The sequence below is a fragment of the Halocatena marina genome (genome assembly GCF_023276375.1).
GTDB classification, from domain to species: domain Archaea; phylum Halobacteriota; class Halobacteria; order Halobacteriales; family Haloarculaceae; genus Halocatena; species Halocatena marina.
Window position 1 is genome coordinate 154365 of sequence record NZ_JALLPK010000001.1, and the last position, 26301, is coordinate 180665.

Here is a 26301-nt window from a genome sequence, read left to right on the forward strand (position 1 = left end):
CTCGAATATAATGGCAAACAGTGATGGAGGCAAACCCCGCGTTAAAGATTATATGACCCGGGAAGTCGTGACTGTCAGCCCGGATGAAACGGTTGCTGACGTTGCCCGTCGCATCGCGGAAAACGAGGGTCACAGCGGCTTTCCGGTGTGTACTGGACGGTACGTTCAGGGGATCATCACTGCACGCGACCTTCTGCTCGCTGAGGACGAAGACCCTGTCTTCAAAGTGATGAATGAGGATCTCATCGTTGCCCATCCCGAAATGGATATCACCGACGCCGCACGCGTTATCCTCCGTTCGGGAATCCAGAAGCTTCCTGTCGTCGACGATGCCGGACACCTCGTCGGTATCATCTCGAATGCCGATGTCGTTCGGAGTCAGATCGAGCGCGCCACTCCCGGAAAGGTCGATAAGCTCGTACAAACGCTCAAGAATATCCACGAGGTGGATATGCGACAGGTTCGACGGACGGTTTCTCTCGATGATCTTACTCCCACCCAAGGAACGGTGTATACGGACGAGCTGGAGGGCCGGTCCTACGAGCTACAAAACGGATTAGCCGAACCGCTCGTGGTTATCGATAATGGTGGGAGCAGGCTGTTGCTCGCCGACGGCCATCACCGCGTGAAAGCGGCCCATCGACTCGGTATCGATGAAATGGACGCGTACGTCATCGTTCTCAAGGAAGCAGTCAAGCTGGGGATGGCAGAAACGGCACGAAAGGGCGACCTCGACGGAATCAATGATATCTCTGTGGTCGATTACTCACACCACCCACTTATCGAGACGACAACGCGGCTCCAAACTGACCACGACTAAACTAAACTAAACTAGAATAGACTGGACTAAACTGGACTGGACTATTCCACGATGTGGAGTAGTGCGGGCGAAGGTATTACTTGTTCAGTATCTCTGTTGCTGTCTCGATGCTCGATTCGACATCGCATTCGACGCCGACTTCGTTCAGTGCCTCTCCAACTGTTCGGATCCCTCTGAGCACCTGCGCTGAGGATAAGTGACCCATATTGCTCACCCGAAAGATCTGTCCACCGAGATGGGCTTGGCCACCGCTGATGCTTACGTTTCGCTCTGTGATTGCCCCAAAGAACTCCTCTGGTGCTGCTTTCACTTCATCGGGTAGTTCGATTGCTGTGAGCGTGTTCGAGAGGCTCGTTGGGGGTTCGATGTCGGGGAAGCGTTTGAGTCCGAGTGCCTCGAATCCAGCGCGGAAGGCCTGTGACTGGCGTCGATGGCGGTCGATCCGGCTTTCCATTCCCTCCTCGCGGATCTCTTCGACAGCCACCGCGAGCGCGCGAAACAGGGGAACGGAACTCGTAAACGGGGTTTGGTGATCGTCGGCCTTCCGGAGATGCCACTCCAAATCTTCGTAGAACGGTGCAGAGTCGCCATCAGCGGCGTCAGCAGCGCGTTCGGTAACGTAGAGTGCGCTGATGCCCGGCGGTGCTGCGAGTGCTTTCTGTGCGTCTGTGATGGCGATATCGACGTTCCAATCGTCGACGCGGAACACGTCGCCGCCGATGCTCGTGACACCATCGACAACAAACAACGCGTCGTGTTCTGCTGTGAGTTCACCCACAGCTTCGACAGGGTTCAGAACACCGGTACTCGTCTCGTTGTGGACCATCGTCACGAGATCAGCGTCTGCGACTGCCTGTTCGACTGCGTCGAGATCGAACGATTGGCCCCACTCGACCTCAACGGGGGTCACGCGAGCGTGGCGCTCTGCGATCCGCTTGAACCGACGGCCGAACTTCCCGTTCACGAGAGCGACGACGTCACTCTCCGCGTCAGTAAGGTTCGCAACGGCCATCTCCATCCCCATCGTCGCCGTCCCGTTGAGAATGAGACTCGTCCCGTTGCTGTCGTGGCGGTGATCGTCGAGCGTCGACTGAGTGAAGACGTAATCGAGTCCCTGCTGTGCGCGTTCGTATGTCGCCTCGAATTCCGCCGACCGGTGCGACACCATCGGCTCGTCCATTACCCGGCGCACATTACCCGAGAGCGGTACCGGTCCCGGGTTCAAGAGAAGGAAATCATCATCGTCCGGCATACGCTCATCTACTCCCGTGGAAAGATAAGCCCCACCGTTCCCAACAAACCTCGCCGGTCCTCAACGGTGATGATTCGATTCGAACAATTCCGAAGTACCTTCAATTCTATCGTCTCTGTTGGATCGACTGTGTAGGCCGATGACGCATCTGTCGTACCTTTGCCTGCTTTTATACCGGATCTCGACCTACACCAGTCAATGAGTCAGTCTCGCGAGCGGCCGGACAGCAACCCATACATCAGATCTCCCGAGACGGAGTTCGACGACGTTGAATCCATGAGTGAAACGGCGGCTAACGAGCAGGCAGAACAACTCCGTGATGCGATCCGATACCACGATCGTCGGTACTACGTTGACGCCGACCCAGTGATTCCCGACCGGACCTACGACGCTCTCTTTTCTCGCTTGCAAGCACTGGAAGAGCAGTTTGATCTCGATACGACCAACAGCCCGACCCAGCGTGTCGGCGGCGAACCGCTCGACGAACTCGGGAGTGTCGATCACGTCGCGCCAATGTTGTCGATCGATTCGAGCGGCGAAGTCGAGGATGTCCGTGAGTTCGACCGGCGCGTCCACACGGAGCTCGGTCTCTCTTCGAGTGGTGAGGATACGCAAACATCGCTCGATGCGTACGCTGACGAGAGCGTCGAATACGTGTGCGAGCCGAAGTTCGACGGGCTGTCGATCGAAATCGTCTACGAAGAGGGCCGATACGTGCGGGCTGCGACGCGTGGCGACGGCGAAACGGGCGAAAACGTAACCGAAAATATCCGAACTATTCGTTCGATTCCACTCTCGCTTTCGGGGGACTACCCGGAGTTCCTCGCGGTCCGGGGTGAGGTGTTCATGCCCCGTGATGCGTTTCAGGCGCATAACCGAGAACGCGTCGAACGTGGTGATGACCCGTTTGCGAACCCTCGAAACGCCGCTGCAGGCACACTTCGACAGCTCGACCCGCGCGTAACCGCAGAGCGTCCGCTCGATTGTTTCGTGTTCGACGTGCTCGACACCTCTCATCCGTTCGATTCGAACTGGGAGATCCACGAGACACTTCCTGAGTGGGGACTAAAAGTAAACGACAGAACGACGGTTGTCGCGGATATCGAATCTGCCATCGAGTACCGAGACGAGCTGGTTGCAGTGCGAGACGATCTCGCGTACGAGATCGATGGCACTGTTATTACAGTGAACGATCGCCAGCGGTGCGATCGGCTCGGTAGCACCGCCCGTGCACCGCGGTGGGCCTACGCCTACAAGCTCCCAGCACGGACCGAAGAGACGACTGTCCGCGACATCGTGGTTCAAGTTGGCCGGACGGGACGGCTCACGCCGGTTGCGTTGCTCGATCCTGTCGAGGTTGCTGGTGTGACGGTCTCAAGAGCAAGTCTTCACAATCCCGACCAGATCGAATCGCTGAACGTCGATGTCGGCGACGGCGTCCGCATTGAACGTGCGGGGGACGTCATTCCGTACGTGAGTGAAGTCACAGAACACGAGAACGACTCGCATTTCGAGTTCCCAGGAACGTGTCCGATCTGCGATAGTCCGGTTGAGCGCGAGGGGCCGCTCGCGTTCTGTACGGGTGGTCTTGCCTGCCCGATGCAACTCAAGCGGGCGATCGAACACTACGCGAGCCGGAGTGGTCTCGACATTGAGGGACTCGGTGAACAGCGACTCGATCAACTCATCGAATCTGGGTTGGTCGAATCGCTCCCGGACCTCTATGATCTCCGGACGTCCGATCTTGCTCGGCTCGATGGATGGGGGAGGACGAGTGCGGAAAACATCGTCGAAGAGCTAACGGCATCGATGGGGCCGCCACTCGACGATTTCCTTACCGCGCTCGGTGTCCCTGAAGTCGGGGCGACAACAGCCCGTTCGCTTGCTCTTGAGTTTGGAACACTCGATGCAATACTCGACGCAAGTGAAGCGGAACTACGATCTGTTGATGATGTCGGTCCAACCATTGCGAACGAGATTCAGGAATTTTTTGAGAGCGAACAGAATCTGACCGTTGTCGAAGGACTCCGCGAGCACGGCGTCGAACCACAATCACTCGACGTAACGACGGACGACGCTCTCGAAGGAATGACGTTCGTGTTCACAGGAGCGCTCGATCGGTACACCCGTAGCGAGGCTCAGGATCTCGTCGAACGCTTCGGGGCGAACGCTACTAGCAGTGTCTCAGGCAACACCGATTACCTCGTGACTGGCGACAGTCCTGGACAGAACAAACTCGATGATGCAACAGAACACGACGTTGACGTACTCGACGAAACCGCGTTCGTCTCGCTTCTGGACGAACACGATATCCACGATTGATATTTAAACCGGAACTACTGTCGAAACGGGTCAAATGTTAAAGTAACATCAATATTTACACGTCATCCAGTTCACCGATGTCACGTGATTTTTCACCCATCTATAGAACATCATTATATATTTTTGGTTCAATGTCCGGGATAGATGAGGCTGCATTATCAGCGCGCCAACCCAGATGTCGGTGGCGAGTCACTCCTCTTGCGGTTCGAGGACGTTGTTGACGATCGAGTAGCGTGTTTGCTGGTGAATTCTGGTCGCGGCGTTTCCGTTGACGAACTGCTGGATGAGTCCCGTGGTGAGTATCTGGCGGGAATCATCATCAACAACGCTCATCCGGAGTACTACTGTACGCTCGGTGAGAACGTACGCGAGGAGACGCCGATCTATGCCGCGCCCGATACCGCAACGATCCTCGCCGAAGCGTGCAGTGCTCCCCTGCGCGATATTGAGCACCCCGACGCTATTCTCACGCAGTTAGCCACGGTCGATACCTGGACTCAACTCGTCCGTGGGGTGCAGTTACACCCACTGCCGGTTGGTCACACACCAGGCGCGGCAGGCTTCCTCCTCGAAATCTCAGAGGAGGCGGACGCGCACACGTTGTTCGTTGCGGATGAGTGTACGATCAGGCGGGCGGCGGGCTATTCTGGTATCGGCCTCGATCTCCCGGTGGCGATCGATTCACTGGTTCTCTCGGGTGCCACGGCCGATCCGTTCGCCCCCGCGCTGACCGAGACGCTCTCGATCGTCTGCGAGCGCGCGCGTGAGGACGCGACGGTACTCGTCACGGCGGACGAGCCAACAGGAATCCACGCCGCGTATCTGCTGGGCCATCTCGGCAAGCGACTCGGATCGCCGTTTCCGATCACCGTCACCGGGCGGACCGCAACGCTATGTGAACAGCTGGGCTACTCGATTCCGAACGTGACCCGCCTGCCAGACGCCCCACCCGAAAAGGTGCTCACGCCGGGCACGGTTGCGATCGCGGAGCCGGACGCCCCCGTGCAAGGCCCCGCCGGACAGCTGTTCGAGGCGCTTGCGGGCGATCCGGAGGCAGCCGTTCTTCGGCTCACGCGTGGGGTGGCCACGCCGATTACTGCCACTCAATGCATGGTCCAATCGTTCCCGTGGCACAACTATCCCGACCCCGAAACCCTCGCAACGGTCGTCGAGGCGCTCGCTCCGGTGCAGGTGGTGCTCGCAGAGCGACCCACACCAGAGGCGGAGGGGATCCATCTCCCCGACAGCTTCGTCTGGTCGATCGACGACGATCTGATCTACACCCTCTATGACGGTACGGACTGGGTTGCGCCGGCCGAAATCGATCCGGACGCAGCCCAACACATCCGCCAGCGCGCGACAGCCTACCACGACGAGCCTACCCCGAGTGAGTACGAGCTCTCGCTGCCGCTGCCTGTGCGGACGGGCACGATCGACTTTGCAGCCGAAGGGCTCGACGTCGAGGTGATCCAAGAGCGACTCCTGCCGGCTGAATCACCCGATGGATCGTGGCGACACCGTGCTCCGAACGACGAGGATGTCGCTAGTCACGATGCTAACAGTGCTGCCTCTAGTGCTACGAACGGGAGAAAGACGAGTGAGACCACGTCGGTCGATGCCTCACTACAAGCCCTCCGAGAACAGATCGATAACATCGAATCGGTCGTTGCGGGACAAATATATCAGGCAAGCGTCGTCGATGCTGGTGATGACGTGTGCTTATTCCGTGTGCAAAATCCACCAGCATCGTTCGAACACGGACAAAACGTCTCCCTCATCATAGATTCGGCTGAGACGTTGCAGACGGTGGATGTCTCCGAGCAAGAAAACGGCTCGGAACCGTCTGATACTGACAATAGTACAACTGACGCTAACGAAATAGTCTGATCATCATCACTTTCTAATCACATTTTGTAGCGACCAAACGTTTTGTCGGTATCGTTGAAAAAACGAAAGAAGACTTCGAAAAGCGCAACAATGGCATAGATGAGAGCCTGTGGAAATTCACATCCCCACGCGACTCCTGCCGATGACGTACCCAAGCTATCGCCGATTTTTGTCTGCCTCTGACATCCCTGATAGCTACGCTAGTGGTACCTCCCTGACCGTCCGGCCGAGGGAGATCTGGCATGCAATTTAACCGATTCGTCCACTGATGCTGTGGTATTTCCTCGACCAATCATCTCTGCACGCGCCGGTGGGTATGCGAGACCGACGTGCGACAGTATCCGGAGGCCCGGCTCCGACGGTGACATGCGTCGCGTGTCGGTGGGTGCGGCTCGTGCAATCCAATGGTCACGTCTCGTTACCGACAGTCGAGGGCTACCACGAACACCGCTTGTATCGGTCTGTGGTGCCATGCCGACCACATTCTGATTATGGCATTGTGGGTGTATAATACACCCAGTAGCTTCAAATGGCTATTTTATCGTGTCGCGCGAATAGACTGAATGATATGCATTTTATAAATAGATATATAACACGAATTTACTAGTTGTCTGTTTGTTGGTCGGCGTATTCGGCATACACTGTCCACGAGGGATCGACCGACGGGTGCCTGACTCGCTCGCTATCGATATACGTTCCGGAGCCGTTACTCGCCGTCCCGATGACAGCCGCAGTCGTTCCTCGGTCTCTAAGCGCCTCGATAACGGATTCGGTTCCGTCGGGACGAACAGTGATGAGAAGTGTCCCGGAACTCGTTGCGTGCCACGGTTCTATGTCGAGATACGAACACACCTCCTGAACAGCGGGCTTCGTTGGTACTGCCGAACGGTCGATATCCAGTCTGACACCTGCGCTCTCGGCAATTTCTGTCAGCGCTCCCTGTAATCCGCACTCTGTTGCGTCGTGCATCGCTGTGATCGGGCCTGTCGTGGCTGCGGTGAGTGCATCGCGGACCGTTCCTGTTTCAGCGAGTCCGTCCGTCGCCATCGTTAGCGTTGCTTCGGGGAGATCCATCTGCTCACCAAACAGCGTCGTAAGCAAGCCAACGGCCTCTACTGCTGGCCCAGTTGTGACGATAACGTCATCTCCCGGTTGCGTCCCGTTCGGTCGAACGATATCGTCCGGATTACCGAGGGCAAAGACACTCGCGCCTCCGACCCACGGGTACTCACACCCCTCGTACCGTGCTGTGTGGCCTGTAACGACACTCACTCCGAGATCAGTCGCCTTCTCGTCGATGGCTTGCCAAACGGTTGCGAACTCCTCGTCGGTCATTTCTGGTGGCAGCGTAAAGGAAATCGAGAGATACTGGGGTGGGAGACCGCTTACGGCCACGTCAGCGAGGACGATGTCGAGGGCAAACGTGGCCGCCCGCTCGAAACCAAGCGCCGGAAGGATCGAAAGGGGGTCGGTTGCCACGACGAGTGCGCTGTCGTCCACTTCAACGACACCGAAATCGACACCCGCTGTCGGTCCGAGACGCACCTCATCACGGGACGCGCCGAGATGCGGGTAGATGTACTCATCGAAGAAATCGGCGTCAACCTTACCATAATCGGGCATAAATCGATTACTCGTTGGGATAGTAAATCGTGCGTGTTCGCGCTTGCGATGGTTTCTTGCGTCCGTTATACTTCATCGTCTGGCGCATGTTTTTCTGCCATTCGAGTCGCTTCTTCTGCGTATCGTTGGCGCGTGTCGTCACTCGTCGGTTCGAGGTCCTCGTCTGCGACTTCAATCGCTGCGGTCACAGTCGTTCGTGAAAGGAGGCTCGAAGAGAGCTCCTTCTGATAGTATCGCTCCCCGTCTGTCGTCGCGTAGATGAGTGTGATCAGGTTGCGCGTATCGTAGGTGCGCTCGACCATCCAGAGACGGACCTCGTTGTCCATACATCCCGTTCTGTTCGGTCCAAATTGTAAGCACCGACTGCGCTCTCTGATCCAGTTTGTGCAGTGACCGTATGTCCATCGATCGCGTCACCTTCAATCTCACTCGGACACTACGTTGTTTTGATGGATAGGGCGACAGTGCGCGAGCGGGTAAGTGACCTCCCCCGTGAGCCGGGCGTATACCAGTTTCTCGATACCGACGGCGTCGTTCTCTATGTGGGGAAAGCGGTGGCGCTACGCGATCGCGTCCGGTCGTACGCTGACCCGCGATCCGAACGCATCCGGCGGATGGTTGAGCGTGCTTCGGCCTTCGATTTCGCTGTAACGGACACTGAGACCCAAGCACTCCTCCTCGAAGCGAATCTCATCAAGCGTCATCAGCCGAAATACAACGTCCGGTTGAAAGACGACAAATCCTACCCGCTCGTCCAGTTGACCGATCACGAGTATCCGCGGATCGAAATCACGCGCGATCCCGACGAGGCTGCGACTGTCTACGGCCCATACACTGACAAATCAAGGGTCGAGACCGTCGTAAAGGCACTTCGGGAAAACTATGGTATCCGTGGCTGCTCAGACCACAAGTTCGCAAACCGCGATCGACCTTGTCTCGATTACGACATCGGTCTCTGTACTGCCCCTTGTACCGGGGAGGTCACCGATGAGAACTATCTCGATGACACGGCGTCTGTGAAACGATTTTTCGAGGGCGAGACGGGCGTTCTCTCCGATCCGCTCCAGCGCTCGATGGAAGCGGCGAGTCAGGCCCAGCAGTTCGAACGCGCAGCAAATCTCCGCGATCGACTGCAAGCGGTCGAAGCATTCCACGAGGGCGGTGGCGAAGCGGTCATTGCTCGCGACGAACGGACCGTCGACGTGCTCGGTGTCGCTATCGAGGGGACCGACGTGACCGTCGCTCGACTCCGCAGTGAGAATGGCAAACTAATCGATCGGGACCGATACTCGCTTTCAGGACCCGAGCCGGACCATGAGGGTGCTGGTACATCCGAATCGAGCGTCGCTGGCGTACTGAGCGCGTTCATTCCTCAGTACTACGCTGAACGTCGACTTCCAGACGCCCTCCTCCTCCCCGAACGACCATCAGACGGAAACGTCATTGAGTGGTTGGACGCCGAGGGGGTTGCTGTAAGTGTTCCAGGAACTGGACGTGAGTCAACGCTTGTCGATCTCGCGCTGAAGAACGCCCGACGCGGGCGTGTTCGTGGAATCGAACGGTCAGACGAAGCGGCGATGCTCGCCGATGCGCTCGGTCTCCGTTCGATTCAGCGCATCGAAGGCTTTGATGTGAGTCACGCCCACGGGACAGCGGTCGTCGGGAGCAACGTCACGTTCGTAGAGGGCGCTCCGGATAAATCCGCCTACCGCCGAAAGAAGCTCACTGAACGCAACGACGACTACGCGAATATGCGGGAACTCATTCACTGGCGAGCCGACCGTGCGGTGTCCGGACAGGACGATCGTCCGGATCCCGACCTCCTGTTAATTGATGGGGGCGACGGACAGCTCGATGCCGCACTGGATTCACTCTCTGAAACCGACTGGGACATCCCCTGTATCGCGCTTGCCAAAGCTAACGAAGTGGTCATCACAGCACAGCGAACGTTCGATTGGCCGAGTGATGCACCACACCTTCACCTCCTCCAACGCGTCCGTGACGAAGCACACCGCTTTGCCGTCCAGTACCACCAAACGCTCCGTGATGAGGTAACCACTGTGCTCGATGATGTCCCAGGCGTCGGATCCAAGACGCGGACGAATCTGCTCCGGCGGTTTGGGTCGATTGACAATATCCGTGCTGCCTCGATTACTGAACTCGAAAGCGTTCCTGGGGTTGGGAAGCAAACGGCGAAAACGATCGAACAGAGGCTGTAATTAACCCGCACGGACACAAAACCTATTACCCACTTATCTGAATACCGATATGCTTCCAAGAAGCCGCAGTCATCTTATAGTCTGTGGTAAATATCTTGGTAGTAACATGATACTATGATAGGAAAACGAATGACTGTCGGGCTGTTGGCCGCCCTCCTCGTTGTGTCTGCTGTCGGAGCTGGTGGATTTCCCGCCAGCGTGCTGGCTGCCGGTAGCTCGGACGACAACGACAGCCGGGTAACCGCGACCGCAATCGCTGTCAATGAGACGACCAACAGTACGTTAGACTCAGAGAATGATTCGGACTGGTATGCCGTCGATCTCGATGAAGGGCAGGGCTTCACCGCCGAGGTCGTGCACACGAACCGTGAGGATCCCTCCACAGCGGTGTCCTTCGACGTGTACGATCCGAGTGACAATCGAATCGGTGAAGCACCGTTCGACAGACCGATCAACGCGTACCGAACGAGTCCTGCAAGCAACATCGCGTACGGTGCAGATGTCGTCGAACAGGACGGAACACATTATATCCGTGTCGAAGGTGATGAGGGAGCGGACTATTCCCTCACCGTCGAGACGGACGAACTCGATCAGTACGATCCGAACGAGCAACCGGAATCGGCCACCCACATCGAATCGGGTGAGACCGTTGCCGGAACGCTGACTGGATACGATCGGGATCTCTATGCGCTCGATCTCGAACAAGGCGAGACGGTCAATGTTACGGGTAACACTTCGGCATATCTGTCACTCTGGGTCGCCAACTCTAGTGTCCCCAGTCCGATGCCCGAGGATTACTACTTCTCGGACAATTACACCGTAGCGTACACTGATTACATGCACGGACCGCTCTCGTTCACCGCACACCAGACTGGAACGTACTACTTCAAAGTCGTCACCAACGCGGAGGAGTCTACGCTCGGTACGTTCTTCGAGAGCAGTCCCTACGAAATGAGTGTCGACGTAGCTGGACAGAACAATTCCTCCCCACCGACGGACGATCCCGACGATGAGGAGCGAAACGAAACACCAAACGGTACTGACGACTCGAACGAGAACAAGAACGAAAACGACTCGACCGAACCGTCATCCGGTGTCGACGATCCTGAACGGACCGAAGAGAGTGACAGGACGGAATCGGATGAATCGAATCAGTCAGACGAAACAGATGAGGATTCCTCAGACAACACGGACGACACAGACGACAGTACGTCGGATGAGTCAGACGAAACAGATAAGGATTCCTCAGATAGCACAGACGACACAGAAGACGAGACATCGGATGAGTCGGATCAGTCGGATGATGCAGACGAGACGTCGGATCAGTCAGACGAAACAGATGAGGACTCCTCCGATCTCTCCGACTGCTAGGTGATGGAAAAGCAAATCCACACCTCAGCAATCGGCTATTTATTTTCTTCTGGACAGGCCTGACAACGTTTCAGGCAACTCAAAACATGGACAAACCTGCCTCGACGGTTCGGATCGATCGACAATCTCCGTGTTGCCTCGATTACCGAACCCGAAAGCGTTCCTGGGTCTGGAAGCAAACGACGAAAACGATCGCACAACGGCTGTAATCTACCTCCGCGGCCACAAAACCTATTAATCACTTATCGAAATACCGATATGCTTCCGAGAGGCCGCAGTCATCTCATTGTCTGCAGGAGGTCTCTCGATTGAAGCACGATACTATGATCGGAAAACGAATTTCAGTCGGGCTGTTGGCCGCCCTCCTCGTTGTGTCTGCTATTGGAGCCGGATTACCCTCCAGTGTGTTGGCCGTCAGTAGCTCGGACGACAACGACAGCCGGGCAACCGCCACGGCCATCGATGTCGGAACTGCTGCGAATGGAACAATCGAACAGAGTGACGTAGATTGGCACGCCGTCGAGGTTGAGTCTGGGAAGAGTATCTTCGCTACGCTTACCATCACGACGGAGAACGCTGAAAACCTCAGATTCGATCTCTTCAATTCGGATGGTGAGAAGATCGGCGAGTATCCAAACGACATGCTGGGGCCCGCTTACTCTACCAAGCGATTGGTTGCTGGCGACTCTGCCTTTGGCGGTGATGTCGCCGAGCAGTCTGGGACCTACTATGTCCGGGTACAAGCCGCCGGAGAGACGGTTGGCGAACCGACCGACTACGAGCTGACCGTCGAGACGGACGAGCTCGATGGGAACGACCCGAACGAGCAACCCAACACGGCCACTCAGATCGAAGCGGACGAGACGATCGCTGGTGTCCTGAGCGGCTCCGATCGGGATACGTACGCGGTTGACCTCGAAAAAGGGGAGACGATCACCGTCTCTGCTGATTACGAGGACAGTGATTTCTTGCCGTATACGTATCTCGTCGGGCCGAACGCGAGCGACGCGACACTCGATCCATACCATGATCGGGAGTACTCCGTTGCACGCGAGCAGGCCGGTGGGGAACACAAGTTCACCTACACAGCGACGACGACCGGGACGCACTTCCTCCGCGTTAATCCGTACGGAGATAGTTCGACGATCGGATCATTCAACGAGAAGGCGTCGTATGAGATCTCCGTTGACGTCTCCGGCGAGGACGACGATTCGGCCTCCGACGGCGACAACAGCCGCACGAACGCGACTGAGATCGCCATCGGTGAGACGACCAACAGTGCGTTAGACTCGGAGAATGATTCGGACTGGTATGCCGTTGATCTCGATGAAGGGCAGGGCTTCACCGCCGAGGTCGTGCACACGAACCGTGAGGATCCCTCCACAGAGGTGTCCTTCGACGTGTACGATCCGAGTGACAATCGAATCGGTGAAGCACCGTTCGACAGACCGATCAACGCGTACCGAACGAGTCCTGCAAGCAACATCGCGTACGGTGCAGATGTCGTCGAACAGGACGGAACACATTATATCCGTGTCGAAGGTGATGAGGGAGCGGACTATTCCCTCACCGTCGAGACGGACGAACTCGATCAGTACGATCCGAACGAGCAACCGGAATCGGCCACCCACATCGAATCGGGTGAGACCGTTGCCGGAACGCTGACCGGATACGACCGAGACCTCTACGCGCTTGATCTCGAACAAGGTCAGACTGTCAACGTCACTGGCTCAGGAGGTCAGTCGCTCTGGGTCGCCAACTCTAGTGTCCCCAGTCCGATGCCCGAGGATTACTACTTCTCGGACAGTTACGCTGTAGCGAATGACGATGTCATGGATGGAACGCTCTCGTTTACTGCAAATCAGACCGGAATGTACTACCTCAAGGTCGTAACCCCTGTGGAAATGTCCACGGCTGGTTCGTTCTTCGAGAGCAGTCCCTACGAAATGAGTGTCGACGTAGCTGGACAGAACAATTCCTCCCCACCGACGGACGATCCCGACGATGAGGAGCGAAACGAAACACCAAACGATACTGACGACTCGAACGAGAACAAGAACGAAAACGAGTTGAACAAACCATCATCCGGCGCCGATGATCCAGAGCGGATCGAAGAGAGCAATGGAATGGTCTCGGATGAATCGAATCAGTCAGACGAAACAGATGAGGATTCCTCAGACAACACGGACGACACAGACGACAGTACGTCGGATGAGTCAGACGAAACAGATGAGGACTCCACAGATAGTACAGACGACACAGAAGACGATACATCGGATGAGTCGGATCAGTCGGATGATGCAGACGAGACGTCGGATCAGTCAGACGAAACAGATGAGGACTCCTCCGATCTCTCCGACTGCTAGGTGATGGATAAGTAAATCCACACCTCAGAAATCGATCATTTATTTTCTTTCGGATGGGTTCGATGATGCTTCGGCCCTCCGTCTGTCATAGCCCGCACCCGTTGTCGGAGTGACGCACTGCGGCAGACTGGGCTGTGACGGAGCGGTTTCACGCAGTACTCAACGCTGTAATCTGTTCGGATAGTTGGACCGTCGAAAACATCCGTATTGCCTCGATTGTCTAATTCGGATATATTCTATATCATGGTTTGTAAAATAATCGTATAGAAACTAAACTAATCTACACGGCCACAAAACCTATTACCAACTTATCGAGATATCGATATGCTTCAAAGAGGCTGCCTACCTACGATTAGCGGCAGATCTCTCGATTGAGCACGATACTATGATAGGAAAACGAATGACTGTCGGGCTGTTGGCCGCCCTCCTCGTTGTGTCTGCTGTCGGAGCTGGTGGATTTCCCGCCAGCGTGCTGGCTGCCGGTAGCTCGGACGACAACGACAGCCGGGCAACCGCGACCGCAATCGATGTCGGACAGACTGAAACTGGGACAATCGAACAGGGAGATGTCGATTGGCACGCCGTTGAGGTTGAATCTGGGAAGAGTATCTTCGCCAATCTCACCCTCACGACGGAGAATGAGGAAGACCTCGAATTCGAACTCTACAATCCGGACGGTGAGCGGATCGGCGAAGGTCCTGCTGACCTGATGGTCCCTGGCTATCATACCATGCGAATGGTCACGGGTGGGACTGCGATGGGTGGTGACGTCGCCGAGCAGTCCGGGACCTACTACGTCCGGATACAACCCGCCGGTAATAATTTCAATGAATCAACCGATTATGAGTTGACCGTCGAGACGACGGAGCTTGATGAGAACGACCCGAACGAGCAACCCAACACGGCCACTCAGATCGAGGCGGACGAGACGATCGCCGGCGTGCTGAGCGGCTCCGATCGGGATACGTACGCGATCGATCTCGAAAAAGGGGAGACGATCACCGTCTCTGCTGAGTACGACGGGAGCTTCACGCCGTCGACGTCCCTCGTCGGGCCGAACGCGAGCGACGTGGAGCTTGATCCATACTACGATACAGAATACTCCCTCGCACACGAACCAATCGGGAGAGACCACGAGCTTACCTACACGGCGATGACGACCGGGACGCACTTCCTCCGCGTCAATCCGAACATCGAAAGCTCGACCATCGTAACGTTCGACGAGAAGGCGTCGTACGAAATGAGTGTCAACGTGTCGGGTCAGAGCTCCGATCAGCCAACGGATGATGAGGACTCCGATAATTCAGAATCCGGTGACGATAACGAGGAGACGAACGAAACACCAAACGAAACGGATGCGGATACCGATACTGACGACTCGAACGAAGAGAGTGACAACACGTCGAATGAGTCGGATCAGTCGGATGACACAGAAGACAATACGTCGGGTGAGTCGGAGCAGAGCGACGATACGTCGAATCAGTCAGACGATGCAGAGGATGACACCTCTTCCGATTCCTCTGACTGCTAGGTGATGGATAAGTAACGATCTCCATCTCAGCAGTTACTTATTCATCTCGTTCGGACAGGTTCGACGACGCTTCGGCCCTCCACCCACACAGCCCGCACCGTTGCCAGAATGAGGCACTGTGGCAGTTGGTTGTGACAGAAGTTTCACCCTACATCTGTATATTTGTGCTATTCACACTGGCTACTTGCATATTAAAAATCTCGTCTTCGAACCGGCACCGAGAGCGTTGCAGGGGTTTCTTCCGAATGGTAGACAAGAGCCCCGAGCGATGTCCGAGAGGCGAAAAAGGCGTCGTCTGTCGTGGCAAGCGTGAGTCGAAGGGCGTCATCGGAGTCGAATTGGTGCTGGGTGACGACTAATTCGATATGCTTTTGCTCCGATTGTAGTTCCAAGCCACGCCTATTTTTTCGCTCCATCAATTCTTCGGCAGTGTCGTCTTCAGTTTCAACGCTGAATGGTGTCACTTGGTTGTAGAGCTGTGTCTCATTCTCACTGTGAATACGAGAGAGCATTGCGAACAGCCGTGTTTCCCGACCGAGCGGAGCGATAGTAACATCGAGGACGGGGGGTCCGAGAAGTTCGAATGGTTCGTCCACCGGAAAGTCGAACGAGACCGCCGTCACTCCGCCTTCGAGAATCGGGACGAACTGATTCATCGAGGTCGAGACAACGGTGTTGACAAGTAGTGAATGTGTTCCCAGCGCGGCAGATTCGAGTGAGAACGTCAATCCGTCCTCGGCAGCAGGGAACCGATTGATTGCTTCCCACGAGTCTGACTGCTGGTGGTAGTAGGTGATTGGTGGGAGGTTCATCGGTGATGTCCCGTCTGTGAGGTGTGTGTCCATCCACGCACGAGCGATGTCGTCGATGTACGCTGCTGTCCCTCCCGATGTACTGGAGACGCCGAGCGTGTGTCCACCGTCGTGCAAGAGCAGGCGCGTTTCGACGGCTTGGTTACGGAGCTTTCGGTAGTTCCGAATCGCTTCCTGCGGGGTGAACAGCGTATCTGACCATCCTGCGATGAACAGCGTGGGGATGTCTATCTGATCTAACTTCTCAATCGGCGAGCGGGCGTTCAAGTACTCCCACGCATCCTCGGTTAGTTCGTTTTCTACCATCGTGTCCCGGTATATCTCGTGGAGTTGCGGCTCGACGCCGTGTTCGATATTCTCGAACGACAGAACCATGTCCTCCAATGAAATACCGCGCGAATCTGCGATACCAGTGACGTACAACAGTGTTGCCCACCCCTTCTTGATTACACCGTCGGGAGCGAACGAGTACGAGAGATCGTGCCACGCTAACCGCGGAACTATCGCATCGAGACGATCGTCTGCTGCTGCGACAGTTAGTTGAAGTCCACCCGCATACGAGATACCATCCATTCCAACTCGTGGATTCACTCGCCCGTCGATCGGTTCATCGACCTCGACAGTCGAACGTCGACCGAGCCACGAAATGAGTGCCGAGGCGTCCCGTACCTCATTTGGTCCGTTGAGTCCGACCGTGCCGTCTGACTCCCCGAATCCTCGGGAATCGTAGACAAGGACGACGTATCCATTTTGTGCGTAGTACTCGGCCATTCTGACCTGCGCTGTACCCATTCGGTCACTGCCCCACGTGTGGGTCATGAGCACTGCAGGATACGATCGGTCGGTGGCAGTTGTCGCTGCACCCGCTGGCTCGTATACGCTCCCGACGATCGTTGTCCCGTCGAATGATTCGATCTCGACACGCTCGATGTGCGTATCACGAGTCGTCGCATCAGTGGTCCCAACACTGGCACCGACGATACCAGCGAGTGAACCAGCTGCGACCCGCTGTAAGAAAGCACGGCGTGTCGGATTCTCCGACCACCGTTTGCGCGCCATAGTTCGTGTTGGACTGTGACAGTATTATGTCGTTGCAATGTGTGATCTTCTATTCGATCTAAAAACTATGTGATGCTCTCGTTACATCATCTCGAAGGACTGTGTTCGTACTGTGAATTTTATTTTTTGAGGGGTGGATTCAATTTGTATGCACGAAATGCTTAACTCTTGTTCGTCAAATAGTAAGATATGAGCAGTCCGTATCGCACCGTCGGTCGGTTGTCGGCTAAGTGGACACTCGGGCGGCTCGCTGTTTACCTGCTGGGTCTGTTCATTCTTGCCCTCGTGTTCGTCCTTGCCCCTGCTGATCCAGTACTTGCTACCGGAATCCTCATTCTAGCAGTCGCGATTGCGACGGTAACGAGTGCTGTCGAAATCGTGCAGGCGTACGAAAAGCGCGCGCTCACGGTGTTCGGAGAGTACCGAGAACTGCTCGATCCTGGTATTCACATCGTCCCGCCGTTCGTTTCCCAAACACACCGGTTCGATCTGCGGACACAGACCCTCGATGTTCCTCGCCAAGAGGCGATCACGCGGGACAATTCTCCCGTAACGGCAGACGCCGTCGTTTACATCAGAGTGATGGATGCCAAGCGAGCGTACCTCGGGGTCGATCACTACCGTCGGGCAACGTCCCTCCTTGCTCAGACAACACTTCGGGCGGTGCTCGGAGATATGAAACTCGATGAGACGCTTTCACGCCGTGATGAGATCAATGGCCGCATTCGGCAGGAGATCGACGAACCAACCGACCAGTGGGGAGTACGAATCGAAGCTGTCGAGGTACGCGAGGTGAATCCGAGTCGAGGTGTCGTGAGCGCGATGGAACAGCAGTCGTCCGCAGAGCGCCGTCGTCGAGCGATGATCCTCGATGCACAGGGTGAACGTGTGAGCGCCATTGAGCGCGCACAGGGTGACAAACAGTCAAATATCATTCGTGCGCAGGGAGAAAAGCAATCGCAGGTCTTGGAAGCACAGGGAGATGCTGTATCGACAGTGCTTCGAGCGAAAGCAGCCGAATCGATGGGTGAGCGGGCTGTCATCGATAAAGGCATGGAAACACTCGCAGAGATCGGCCAGAGCGACTCCACCACGTACGTGCTCCCACAGGAACTCACGTCACTCCTCGGGCGCTACGGCAAGCACCTCACTGGCGGTGATGCTCGAGCGTCCCCTATCGATCTGGAGAGTTTGACGTTTGATGCAGAGACCCGCGATCTGATCGGTATCGACAACATCGAGCAGATCACTCGGGGAGAAGAGACGATCGTTACAGAATCCGAACGCAGTCAGTAATCGCTCAGAACTCCTCGGACTCGGGTGCAATTCCGGACTCGTCGATCTCGAATTCTTCGTGGATGTTTCGAATCCGGTCACGAATGTCCGCAGCCAGCTCGAATTCGAGATTGTCCGCAGCTTCCTGCATTCGCTGTTCGAGTTCCGAGATGTACTCTTTTGCTTCTGTGCTCGAATCGGGTTCGACGCCAGTGACGCCACTGGTGTCTGTCTTGCTTCCGGGGAGATTCGTTTCTCCAACCTCCTTCTGGATCGTCTCGGGTGTATAGCCGTGTTCCTCGTTGAACTGCTGTTGAATCTCTCGACGTCGCTGGGTCTCTTCGATGGCCGATTGCATCGAGTCGGTCATCTCATCGGCATACAGTATGACTTCGCCGTTGACGTTGCGTGCTGCACGACCCATTGTCTGAACGAGGGTGGTCGTAGAGCGCAGGAATCCCTCCTGATCGGCGTCGAGAATGGCCACCAGTGACACCTCAGGAATGTCAAGTCCTTCACGAAGTAGGTTGATTCCGACAAGCACATCGAACTCGCCGAGACGGAGTCCTCGGACGAGCTCGTGGCGTTCGAGTGTGTCCGTCTCATCGTGCATGTACTCGACCGCGACACCAGCCTCTTCGAGGTATTCGGTGAGATCTTCAGCCATTCGTTTGGTCAGTGTCGTAACGAGCACGCGCTCGCCGTCCTCGATCCGATTATCGATTCGCGTGAGGAGGTCATCGATCTGGTTCGTCGCACTAGCGGTCTCGATGCTCGGATCTACGAGATGCGTTGGCCGCACGATCTGTTCTGCGATCTGATCTGAGTGTTCGCGCTCGTACTCGGCGGGTGTCGCGCTGACGTAGAGCTTATCGGCAGTACGCTCTTCGAACTCCTCGAACGACAGGGGACGATTATCGTAGGCTGTGGGAAGCCGGAAGCCGTTCTCGACGAGTGAATCCTTGCGCGCTTTGTCTCCCGCAAGCTGGCCGCGAATTTGTGGTAACGTTTGGTGTGACTCATCGACAACAGTGAGGAAGTCATCTGGGAAATAATCGAGCAGCGTGTACGGTGGTTCCCCCGAGTCGCGGTCGCTCATGTGAACAGAGTAGTTCTCGATTCCCGAACAGTACCCTGTTTCACGGAGCATTTCGAGGTCGAAGGTTGTGCGCTCCTCGATGCGCTGGGCGGCGAGGAGGTCGCCTTGCCGCTCGAAGTACGAAACGCGTTCTTGGAGGAGTCCTTCGATCTCTTCGATAGCTCGTTCGAGGCGCTCTTCGGGAATCGAGTAGTGTTCTGCGGGGTGAAAGAGCACTGCGCGCTGTTCGCCCTTCGATTCGCCCTCTAAAACATCGATCTTCTGCATCCGATCGACCTCCTCACCCCAGAATTCGACGCGGACGGCGTACCGCCCATACATGGGGAACACCTCGACAGTGTCGCCTCGGACTCGGAACGTCCCTTGCGTGAAGTCTACATCATTGCGCTCGTAGTTAAGATCGACAAGCGATGCGAGGAGCTCATCACGATCGATCTGTTGACCAACTTCGAGCCGAAGGGCCATCTCCTCGTAGTTCGCAGGATCACCAAGCCCGTAGATGGCCGAGACCGAAGCGACGACGATGACGTCGTTGCGAGTGAGTAACGAGCGCGTCGCTGAGTGTCGGAGTCGATCGATCTCCTCGTTGATCGAGGCGTCCTTATCGATGTACGTGTCGGTTTGCTCGACGTACGCCTCGGGCTGATAGTAATCGTAGTAAGAAACGAAGTACTCGACGGCGTTGTCCGGAAACAGCGTTCGGAACTCGTCGTACAACTGCGCCGCGAGGGTCTTGTTGTGTGCAATAACGAGTGTCGGTTTTTGCACCTGTTCGATGAGCCACGAAACGGTATTGGTCTTTCCCGATCCAGTCACGCCCAGCAACGTTTGTTCGCTTGCTCCATTTCCATAGCCCGCAGCAAGCTGCTCGATGGCTGTTGGCTGATCACCGGCAGGCTCGAATGGTGCCTCTACGCGGAACGGTCGTTCGAGGTCGGGACGGTCGGGTGAGAGCGGTGACGAACCAGAATTGGAATCGGAATCAGAACTGGAACTAGAGCGAGGGCTGGAGCCTGAGCTTGAGCTGGGGTCACTCATTGTCTACGATTAGGAGCGAGAGCACTTCAGGAACTCGATTGCGGTGGTTTGGGTTCGTTCGAGAATATCGACAAACACGAACACGGCTACTGATTTCAGCTCAAATTCTGATACACGTTTCTATTGAGCGTGGATGATTTTGATGATTGGCAGCTTCTCTAATCGGGGCTGTTGTTTCTATTGCAGCGAGAGTTTGAGAGACGAGATCTCCTCGAAAGCGCGACAGTGTGGTGGCTTGAGCATAGCTTCGCTTCGTAGCGGTCGTTCTCGGAAATCCTAAGTAGCGGACTCGACAGAGTATGAGTATGGCTAGTTTCCCCGAGGCAGAAGATCGGCTCCTCAACAAGATGATTTGCATGCGCTGTAACGCTCGCAATCCGGCACGCGCAGACAGCTGCCGGAAATGTGGATACAAAAATCTTCGACCAAAGGCGAAAGAGAGCCGCTCGGTCTGATTTTCATCACCTTTGGTGGTTAGCTACTTGGTACAATTAGTCCTCACTTTCAAGGTAGTCCTGTTGGACTGAAACGATGGCAGTGGAGTCCTCGCACGCGGCGTAGCGAGAAAGTGGTTCGGCGTTGAGTTCGAGGAACGTGTGTCCCCACCGAAATTTCGAGAGGAGTTGTTCTGCCTGTTCACGCTCGCCGAGAATACACAGTGCACCGGCGAACGCTTCGACAGTGTTCAGCTGGAAGGGCTGTCCGTAGTTCACGGGATTGGCGGCGACGAGGAATGGGAGTGCTCGATGTGTGCCCCGTAGTTGGAATGCTTCGCTTTCGGCTGTTTCCCACGAGCAATCGAGTGCGATGAGGACATCGTCAGTGTCGGCTGGTGAGAGTGCCTGCTCTGCGAACGGATTGAGAACAATTCCCGGAGGGACCGAGCGCGCCGACTGGTGTAACTCTGTGAGGTCAAAGCGCGCGAGCTTGCGAGCACTGCACTTCTCGGGATCGTCGTCTCCCTCGTACCGGACGTGAATCTCCACGCCTGTACTCGTCGCGCCACCGATAAAAGCCGACCGACCAGCGCGCTCTTGTGACCACCGCGCGTGGTTTCGCCATGGACGAACTCGTCCGTGAGTATTACCGAGCTATCGACGAGCACGATTACGATGCACTTCAGACCGTTCTCGCGCCCGCGTTCATCCACGACCGCCCTGATCGAACGATCGATGGCCGCGATGCCTTCGTTCGATTCATGCGCGATGAACGCCCCGAGACCGACACGACACACGACATTGTGGATCTGTTCCGAAAAGAGCAGGCTATTGCTGTCCGTGGGACTCTCAACCGAGCGAACGGTGAGACGTGGATCGAGTTCGTCGATGTATTCTCGGTTGAAAACGGTGTGATCGCATCGCTGAAAACGTACTCTCGTTCAACGCAGGAGTAACTCCGCGGCTATTCGTGGCTATCTATCGCTCTGGTCATGGGTGATCGATACCTCGCACTGTTTCTCCAGAATTTATCCAGCGCGACGAGATTCATCGGACAACACCGTGTTCGAGTATCGAATGTATCTCACCAGACAACGCTCACATACCAGTAGGCTCCTCGTACCCAAGGTTGCACTGTTGAGTTGTGCAACCGGTCAGTCCGTGCGCTTTGTTCCTCCCGCAACGATCGCTAACTCCGGTCGCTCTCGTTTCAATCCACTATAATCACCGTTTCGCCGGTAGTCGCTGTACTCAGCAAGCGCCTTGACCAGACACGTCGCTGCGCTGTTCGCATCTGGCAGTGGTGTCGTCGCTGCCGGCGTTCGTGAGTCCTCTGGCGCAAACACCACGCGGCTCACGCGCCCATCTGTTTGCTCGTGATACCGAAGCCGTGCTTCGTTCTCGAACCAACATCCTGAGATCGTTTCGCCCACCGCGCGATAGTTGGTGATGCGTGTAATCTGCGGAAGCTCCCAAGCACCGTTTGCTTCCTCGTTTCCGATGCCTGCTGCCGTTAGCACTCGTTCGACTTGCTCGGCATGTGTACAGTCCAGACACTGGCACGGTCGACACCACACACTGTCACCAACATCGACGACGTGACTGAGTTCAGCGGTTGAGACCGCACTGCGATTCTCGACCATTGACGGATTAACGCGCTGCCCCATTCGGTTGCGAAACTGCATAACTGGGAGGTTCATCGGTTATCACCCCACATCGAGTCTGTGAATCGATCAGCCGAGCTTACTGGACAGCCGGCACTATGTTCGAGCGGTACTCGACTCGTTTCAACTGTAATTCCGCAGTATCGGCACCGCACGACGTCAGAACTAACTAATTTCTCACACTGGTAGTTTGTATGATATTTTTCGATACCGTTACCTACGTCGGTCTCATTTCGGATCATGGGTTCTGTCGTTGAGAGAACCCCAGCGTTGGGTGTCCCTGCACCCGGCGTGATTTACGAACGAACACGCCTCCGGCACTGGCGTTCTCTACCGATCATCGTGCCGCGAACCATTATAAATATACTGATGATCTTCATACGAGTTTGTCATATTACCAGCTAACGGGAACGTATATCGAAAAAACCGTTCATTCTGTTGTGTCGTTACCCCTGTTCCCGATCTACTGTCGGGCCACACTCACATCAAAGCCTGACTGGTGTTACTCTCGATCGCCGCTCCCGAGCGCGCTTTCACCCACCGGTTCATGCCCCGCGATGACTTCCTGTCCTCCCATATATGGTTGGAGCGCATCGGGAACGTTCACAGTACCATCCTCGTTCTGGTAGTATTCGAGGATAGCAACCATCACGCGTGGAAGTGCAAGTCCCGAGGCGTTGAGCGTGTGGAGGTATTCTGCACTTTCGTGGCGCTCAGGCCGGTAACGCAGTCCTGCTCGGCGCGCTTGGAAATCCTCGAAGTTCGACGCACTCGACACTTCCAGCCAGCGACCGCCTTCTTCAGGCCCATCGGGCATGTCGTCAGCGGGTGCCCACACTTCGATATCGACCTGTTTCGATTGCTTATCACCGATATCACCGGCACAGATTTCGAGGATACGATAGGGCAGTTCGAGCCGACGGAGCGTCTCCTCAGCTTCATCCAATAATGCGTCGAAACGGTCGTAGCTCGTCTCCGGTTCGACGAAGTTGACCAGCTCGACCTTGTTGAACTGGTGGACGCGGACGATTCCGCGCGTTTCAGTGCCGTGCTCTCCGGCTTCACGTCGGAAGTTCGGTGTATACGCCTGATGTTTGAGTGGGAGATCATCACGGAGGAGGATCTCATCAGCGTACATATTCGTTACAGGGACCTCTGCAGTGGGACAGAGCCAGAGATCTTCGTTTTCGATCTTGTACGCGTCTTCGGCGAACTTCGGCAGCTGACCGGTCCCTGTCATCGATTCGCTGTTGATGGGAATCGGTGGGAAGACGTCCACGTATCCCTGCTCGCGGTGGAGATCGAGCATGAACTGGACGAGTGCGTGTTCGAGCCGCGCACCGTCACCAGTAAGGAAGTAGTAGCCACTTCCAGTCGTCTTTGCGCCGCGCGCCTCGTCGATAATAGCCAACCGTTCACCAAGTTCGTAGTGTGGAACAATCTCTGATGGAAGATGACGCAGCCCGTCGAAGCCCTCACGACGGAGCTCTACGTTGTCTTCTTCGCCCTCTCCCGGCGGAACACTCTCATGAAGGATCTGCGGGAGTTCGAGTAGCGCTGCCTCAAGCTCCTCGTTCAGTTCTTCTGCGCGTTCCTCGACGGTGTCGAGTTCGGCTTTGAGTTCCTGTGAGCGTTCGATCGCTTGCTGTGCTTCGTCCTCCTTTCCGTCCCGCTTGAGCTGACCGATACGCTCGCTGACCTCGTTGCGCTCGTGACGGAGCTCGTCGCCACGCGCTTTGAGTTTGCGCCACTCCTCGTCGATCGTGAGTACGCGATCGAGATCAACTTCGTCGGTCATTCCTCGTTTTTCGAGTGTGTCCCGAACGACATCTGGATGCTCGCGGACGAACTGCCTCGGTAACATGCGACCTGATTCCCACGGACAGAACTAAGGCGTATCGCATCCGTGATCTTCGTGAACACGAACGACAGAATCCTTTTGTCTCCTGCTCGTTCCTCTCTGGTATGGCTATCGGCGACCTGTATCCAGTCGAAACGGGCGACTGCACCGATCTGTATTACATCGACACCGGAATGTATGATACCCCTGAATATGGCGCGGTCTACATTCTCGATGCAGAGCGACCTGCTGTGGTCGACACCGGAATTGGCATGCGCTATGACGCTATTCTCGACGCAATAGAGAGGGTCGGTATTGCCCGCGATGAGCTCGAAATCATCGCGCCAACACATATCCATCTCGATCACGCTGGCGGTGCGGGGTATCTCGCTCGAGACTGTCCGAACGCCGACGTTGTCGTCCACGAGCGTGGTGCCCGCCATCTTGTCGATCCGTCGCGGCTAATCGCTGGTACAAAAGCCGCTGTCGAAGATCAGTGGGAGTTCTATCGTGAACCCATCTCCGTACCAGAAGATCGTATTCGGGAACTCACCGACGGCGATATCATTGATCTCGGTACCCACCAGCTGGTTACTCACCATGTGCCTGGTCACGCACCCCATCAGGTCGTATTCGAAGACCCAGAGAATAACGCTGTATTTACTGCCGACGCTGCCGGTATCTACGTGCCTGCCATCGATGCTGTTCGCCAGACGACGCCACCGCCGGACTTCGACCTCGAACAGTGTCTTGCTGATATCGAACTCATCCAATCACTTGAACCAGCGACGCTCCTATATGCTCACTATGGTCCCGCACCCACCGAACACCGACTTGATGAGTATGCCGACGTACTCACCGAATGGATCGAGTCTGTCGAAATGGTTCGACAGCAAAAGGATGACGTCGTCGATCACTTCATCGCCGAAACTCCGATGAGCGGCGTCTGGGGCGAACGAAAGGCTCGCGCCGAAGCGGCGATGAACACCCGAGGCGTCCTCCGGTATCTCGATACTCGTCACGACTGAATAGCTCTCTTATTTCCAGTATCTATCTCGGCCTCGTTTCAATCACTAAATCATATGATGTGATGAGTGAGTAGTTAGGGATATATTATTGATATTCGAAGATTTTAATTGATGTTCGGTAATTGAATAAATAACATTTGTATGAAAGTCACTTTCATTTAGAAATGCATCTAATCACCATTTTACCCATCTAAAGGCTTTTATCACTATTCTACATACCATTCACATCGGGATTGGTGAAACGGAATGAACATTGTCACCGCGCTCAGGCGGGAACTCACGAACACCACACCCACGGAACGGTCCCCCTACAAGTGCGGCGGCTGTGGGATGCGCTTTGAACTACAGCGACACGTCTGTCCTGCCTGTGGTGGGTACACGATTGAACGAACTGAGTGGCCCTGCCTCTCTGAGCGTTGACTCCGGCGTTCGATACGCAGTACCACAACCGATCTGGTGAGTGATTACGTTATTGTACGTATTCAAACTGAACACCGAAACAATTTTGTATAATATGAATAGTAAATATTTACTGTCGGCTATGCGCTTACTGCTACTCAACAGCCGACCTCCCCAGACACCACACTAACTCGACCTTGGAAACCGGTCAGACGTGTGCGTAGCATGACTCCCCGTCTGGTGGAGCCCTCCCTATTGT

At 55.7% G+C, this 26301-nt stretch carries 20 protein-coding genes; 12 read left to right on the plus strand and 8 right to left on the minus strand.

Translation table 11 applies throughout. The features are described 5' to 3' along the window. Nucleotides 1–10: 10 nt before the first annotated feature. Nucleotides 11–820: a CBS domain-containing ParB/RepB/Spo0J family partition protein gene (locus MW898_RS00810; RefSeq protein WP_248903700.1), complete on the plus strand. Its 810-nt coding sequence runs from the start codon at nucleotides 11–13 to the stop codon at nucleotides 818–820. A 76-nt stretch (nucleotides 821–896) separates the two neighbouring features. Here the strand turns inward: MW898_RS00810 and MW898_RS00815 are convergent, their stop codons facing one another. After that, nucleotides 897–2072, minus strand: coding sequence for a pyridoxal-phosphate-dependent aminotransferase family protein (locus MW898_RS00815; protein WP_248903702.1), 1176 nt, complete (start codon nucleotides 2070–2072; stop codon nucleotides 897–899). A gap of 198 nt (nucleotides 2073–2270) precedes the next feature. Here MW898_RS00815 and ligA point away from each other — a divergent pair, with 198 nt between their 5' ends. Together ligA and MW898_RS00825 are read left to right on the plus strand one after the other, a co-directional pair. Further along, nucleotides 2271–4394 (plus strand): NAD-dependent DNA ligase LigA, encoded by a 2124-nt coding sequence (gene ligA, locus MW898_RS00820; protein WP_248903704.1) that lies wholly within the window; start codon nucleotides 2271–2273, stop codon nucleotides 4392–4394. Between the two features lie 144 nt (nucleotides 4395–4538). Further along, complete coding sequence (locus tag MW898_RS00825) at nucleotides 4539–6281, plus strand: MBL fold metallo-hydrolase (RefSeq protein ID WP_248903706.1); 1743 nt, start codon at nucleotides 4539–4541, stop codon at nucleotides 6279–6281. A gap of 603 nt (nucleotides 6282–6884) precedes the next feature. Here MW898_RS00825 and MW898_RS00830 read toward each other — a convergent pair. After that, nucleotides 6885–7904, minus strand: a complete 1020-nt coding sequence (locus MW898_RS00830; protein ID WP_248903707.1) for an AIR synthase family protein — start codon at nucleotides 7902–7904, stop codon at nucleotides 6885–6887. A gap of 65 nt (nucleotides 7905–7969) precedes the next feature. Further along, nucleotides 7970–8230, minus strand: coding sequence for a DUF7967 family protein (locus tag MW898_RS00835; protein ID WP_248903709.1), 261 nt, complete (start codon nucleotides 8228–8230; stop codon nucleotides 7970–7972). A 123-nt stretch (nucleotides 8231–8353) separates the two neighbouring features. Here MW898_RS00835 and MW898_RS00840 point away from each other — a divergent pair, with 123 nt between their 5' ends. The 4 genes from MW898_RS00840 to MW898_RS00855 all read left to right on the plus strand — a co-directional run bounded on the left by MW898_RS00840 (nucleotide 8354) and on the right by MW898_RS00855 (nucleotide 15391). Then, nucleotides 8354–10123: an excinuclease ABC subunit C gene (locus MW898_RS00840; RefSeq protein ID WP_248903711.1), complete on the plus strand. Its 1770-nt coding sequence runs from the start codon at nucleotides 8354–8356 to the stop codon at nucleotides 10121–10123. 114 nt (nucleotides 10124–10237) lie between these two features. Then, on the plus strand, nucleotides 10238–11494 hold the full coding sequence (locus MW898_RS00845) for a hypothetical protein (protein ID WP_248903713.1): 1257 nt from the start codon (nucleotides 10238–10240) through the stop codon (nucleotides 11492–11494). Between the two features lie 308 nt (nucleotides 11495–11802). Further along, nucleotides 11803–13860 carry a pre-peptidase C-terminal domain-containing protein gene (locus MW898_RS00850; protein ID WP_248903714.1) on the plus strand — a complete coding sequence of 686 codons (2058 nt, stop codon included), beginning with the start codon at nucleotides 11803–11805 and terminating at the stop codon, nucleotides 13858–13860. Between the two features lie 385 nt (nucleotides 13861–14245). Next, the gene (locus tag MW898_RS00855) at nucleotides 14246–15391 is read left to right on the plus strand and encodes a hypothetical protein (protein WP_248903715.1); all 1146 of its coding nucleotides are present in this window, start codon (nucleotides 14246–14248) and stop codon (nucleotides 15389–15391) included. A 191-nt stretch (nucleotides 15392–15582) separates the two neighbouring features. Here MW898_RS00855 and MW898_RS00860 read toward each other — a convergent pair whose 3' ends face one another. Continuing rightward, nucleotides 15583–17262, minus strand: a complete 1680-nt coding sequence (locus MW898_RS00860) for a CocE/NonD family hydrolase (protein WP_248903716.1) — start codon at nucleotides 17260–17262, stop codon at nucleotides 15583–15585. Between the two features lie 189 nt (nucleotides 17263–17451). Between MW898_RS00860 and MW898_RS00865 the strand changes: the two genes are divergently transcribed. Beyond that, nucleotides 17452–18558, plus strand: coding sequence for an SPFH domain-containing protein (locus tag MW898_RS00865; protein WP_248903718.1), 1107 nt, complete (start codon nucleotides 17452–17454; stop codon nucleotides 18556–18558). A 4-nt stretch (nucleotides 18559–18562) separates the two neighbouring features. Here MW898_RS00865 and uvrB read toward each other — a convergent pair whose 3' ends face one another. Further along, the gene (uvrB, locus tag MW898_RS00870) at nucleotides 18563–20674 is read right to left on the minus strand and encodes an excinuclease ABC subunit UvrB (protein WP_248903721.1); all 2112 of its coding nucleotides are present in this window, start codon (nucleotides 20672–20674) and stop codon (nucleotides 18563–18565) included. 305 nt (nucleotides 20675–20979) lie between these two features. Here uvrB and MW898_RS00875 point away from each other — a divergent pair, with 305 nt between their 5' ends. Beyond that, entirely contained in the window at nucleotides 20980–21129 is a 150-nt protein-coding gene (locus MW898_RS00875) for a 50S ribosomal protein L40e (protein WP_248909678.1), read from the plus strand. 36 nt (nucleotides 21130–21165) lie between these two features. Here the strand turns inward: MW898_RS00875 and MW898_RS00880 are convergent, their stop codons facing one another. Then, nucleotides 21166–21660, minus strand: a complete 495-nt coding sequence (locus MW898_RS00880; protein ID WP_248903722.1) for a DUF367 family protein — start codon at nucleotides 21658–21660, stop codon at nucleotides 21166–21168. Nucleotides 21661–21734: 74 nt separating this feature from the next. On the opposite strand from MW898_RS00880, the gene MW898_RS00885 reads away from it, so the two are divergent. Further along, nucleotides 21735–22067, plus strand: a complete 333-nt coding sequence (locus MW898_RS00885; RefSeq protein ID WP_248903724.1) for a nuclear transport factor 2 family protein — start codon at nucleotides 21735–21737, stop codon at nucleotides 22065–22067. Between the two features lie 198 nt (nucleotides 22068–22265). On the opposite strand, the gene MW898_RS00890 is transcribed toward MW898_RS00885, so the two are convergent. Then, entirely contained in the window at nucleotides 22266–22811 is a 546-nt protein-coding gene (locus MW898_RS00890; protein ID WP_248903726.1) for a hypothetical protein, read from the minus strand. 466 nt (nucleotides 22812–23277) lie between these two features. Further along, the gene (serS, locus tag MW898_RS00895) at nucleotides 23278–24639 is read right to left on the minus strand and encodes a serine--tRNA ligase (RefSeq protein ID WP_248903728.1); all 1362 of its coding nucleotides are present in this window, start codon (nucleotides 24637–24639) and stop codon (nucleotides 23278–23280) included. Between the two features lie 101 nt (nucleotides 24640–24740). On the opposite strand from serS, the gene MW898_RS00900 reads away from it, so the two are divergent. Continuing rightward, nucleotides 24741–25643 carry an MBL fold metallo-hydrolase gene (locus tag MW898_RS00900; protein WP_248903730.1) on the plus strand — a complete coding sequence of 301 codons (903 nt, stop codon included), beginning with the start codon at nucleotides 24741–24743 and terminating at the stop codon, nucleotides 25641–25643. 246 nt (nucleotides 25644–25889) lie between these two features. Beyond that, nucleotides 25890–26063 (plus strand): FmdB family zinc ribbon protein, encoded by a 174-nt coding sequence (locus MW898_RS00905; RefSeq protein WP_248903732.1) that lies wholly within the window; start codon nucleotides 25890–25892, stop codon nucleotides 26061–26063. Nucleotides 26064–26301 lie beyond the last annotated feature (238 nt).

Coding starts and splice junctions, on each gene's coding strand:
- MW898_RS00810 (WP_248903700.1), top strand. CDS start 11: ATGGCAAACAGTGATGGAGGCAAACCCCGCGTTAAAGATTATATGACC.
- MW898_RS00815 (WP_248903702.1), bottom strand. CDS start 2,072: ATGCCGGACGATGATGATTTCCTTCTCTTGAACCCGGGACCGGTACCG.
- ligA (WP_248903704.1), top strand. CDS start 2,271: ATGAGTCAGTCTCGCGAGCGGCCGGACAGCAACCCATACATCAGATCT.
- MW898_RS00825 (WP_248903706.1), top strand. CDS start 4,539: ATGAGGCTGCATTATCAGCGCGCCAACCCAGATGTCGGTGGCGAGTCA.
- MW898_RS00830 (WP_248903707.1), bottom strand. CDS start 7,904: ATGCCCGATTATGGTAAGGTTGACGCCGATTTCTTCGATGAGTACATC.
- MW898_RS00835 (WP_248903709.1), bottom strand. CDS start 8,230: ATGGACAACGAGGTCCGTCTCTGGATGGTCGAGCGCACCTACGATACG.
- MW898_RS00840 (WP_248903711.1), top strand. CDS start 8,354: ATGGATAGGGCGACAGTGCGCGAGCGGGTAAGTGACCTCCCCCGTGAG.
- MW898_RS00845 (WP_248903713.1), top strand. CDS start 10,238: ATGATAGGAAAACGAATGACTGTCGGGCTGTTGGCCGCCCTCCTCGTT.
- MW898_RS00855 (WP_248903715.1), top strand. CDS start 14,246: ATGATAGGAAAACGAATGACTGTCGGGCTGTTGGCCGCCCTCCTCGTT.
- MW898_RS00860 (WP_248903716.1), bottom strand. CDS start 17,262: ATGGCGCGCAAACGGTGGTCGGAGAATCCGACACGCCGTGCTTTCTTA.
- MW898_RS00865 (WP_248903718.1), top strand. CDS start 17,452: ATGAGCAGTCCGTATCGCACCGTCGGTCGGTTGTCGGCTAAGTGGACA.
- uvrB (WP_248903721.1), bottom strand. CDS start 20,674: ATGAGTGACCCCAGCTCAAGCTCAGGCTCCAGCCCTCGCTCTAGTTCC.
- MW898_RS00875 (WP_248909678.1), top strand. CDS start 20,980: ATGGCTAGTTTCCCCGAGGCAGAAGATCGGCTCCTCAACAAGATGATT.
- MW898_RS00885 (WP_248903724.1), top strand. CDS start 21,735: ATGGACGAACTCGTCCGTGAGTATTACCGAGCTATCGACGAGCACGAT.
- MW898_RS00890 (WP_248903726.1), bottom strand. CDS start 22,811: ATGAACCTCCCAGTTATGCAGTTTCGCAACCGAATGGGGCAGCGCGTT.
- serS (WP_248903728.1), bottom strand. CDS start 24,639: ATGTTACCGAGGCAGTTCGTCCGCGAGCATCCAGATGTCGTTCGGGAC.
- MW898_RS00900 (WP_248903730.1), top strand. CDS start 24,741: ATGGCTATCGGCGACCTGTATCCAGTCGAAACGGGCGACTGCACCGAT.
- MW898_RS00905 (WP_248903732.1), top strand. CDS start 25,890: ATGAACATTGTCACCGCGCTCAGGCGGGAACTCACGAACACCACACCC.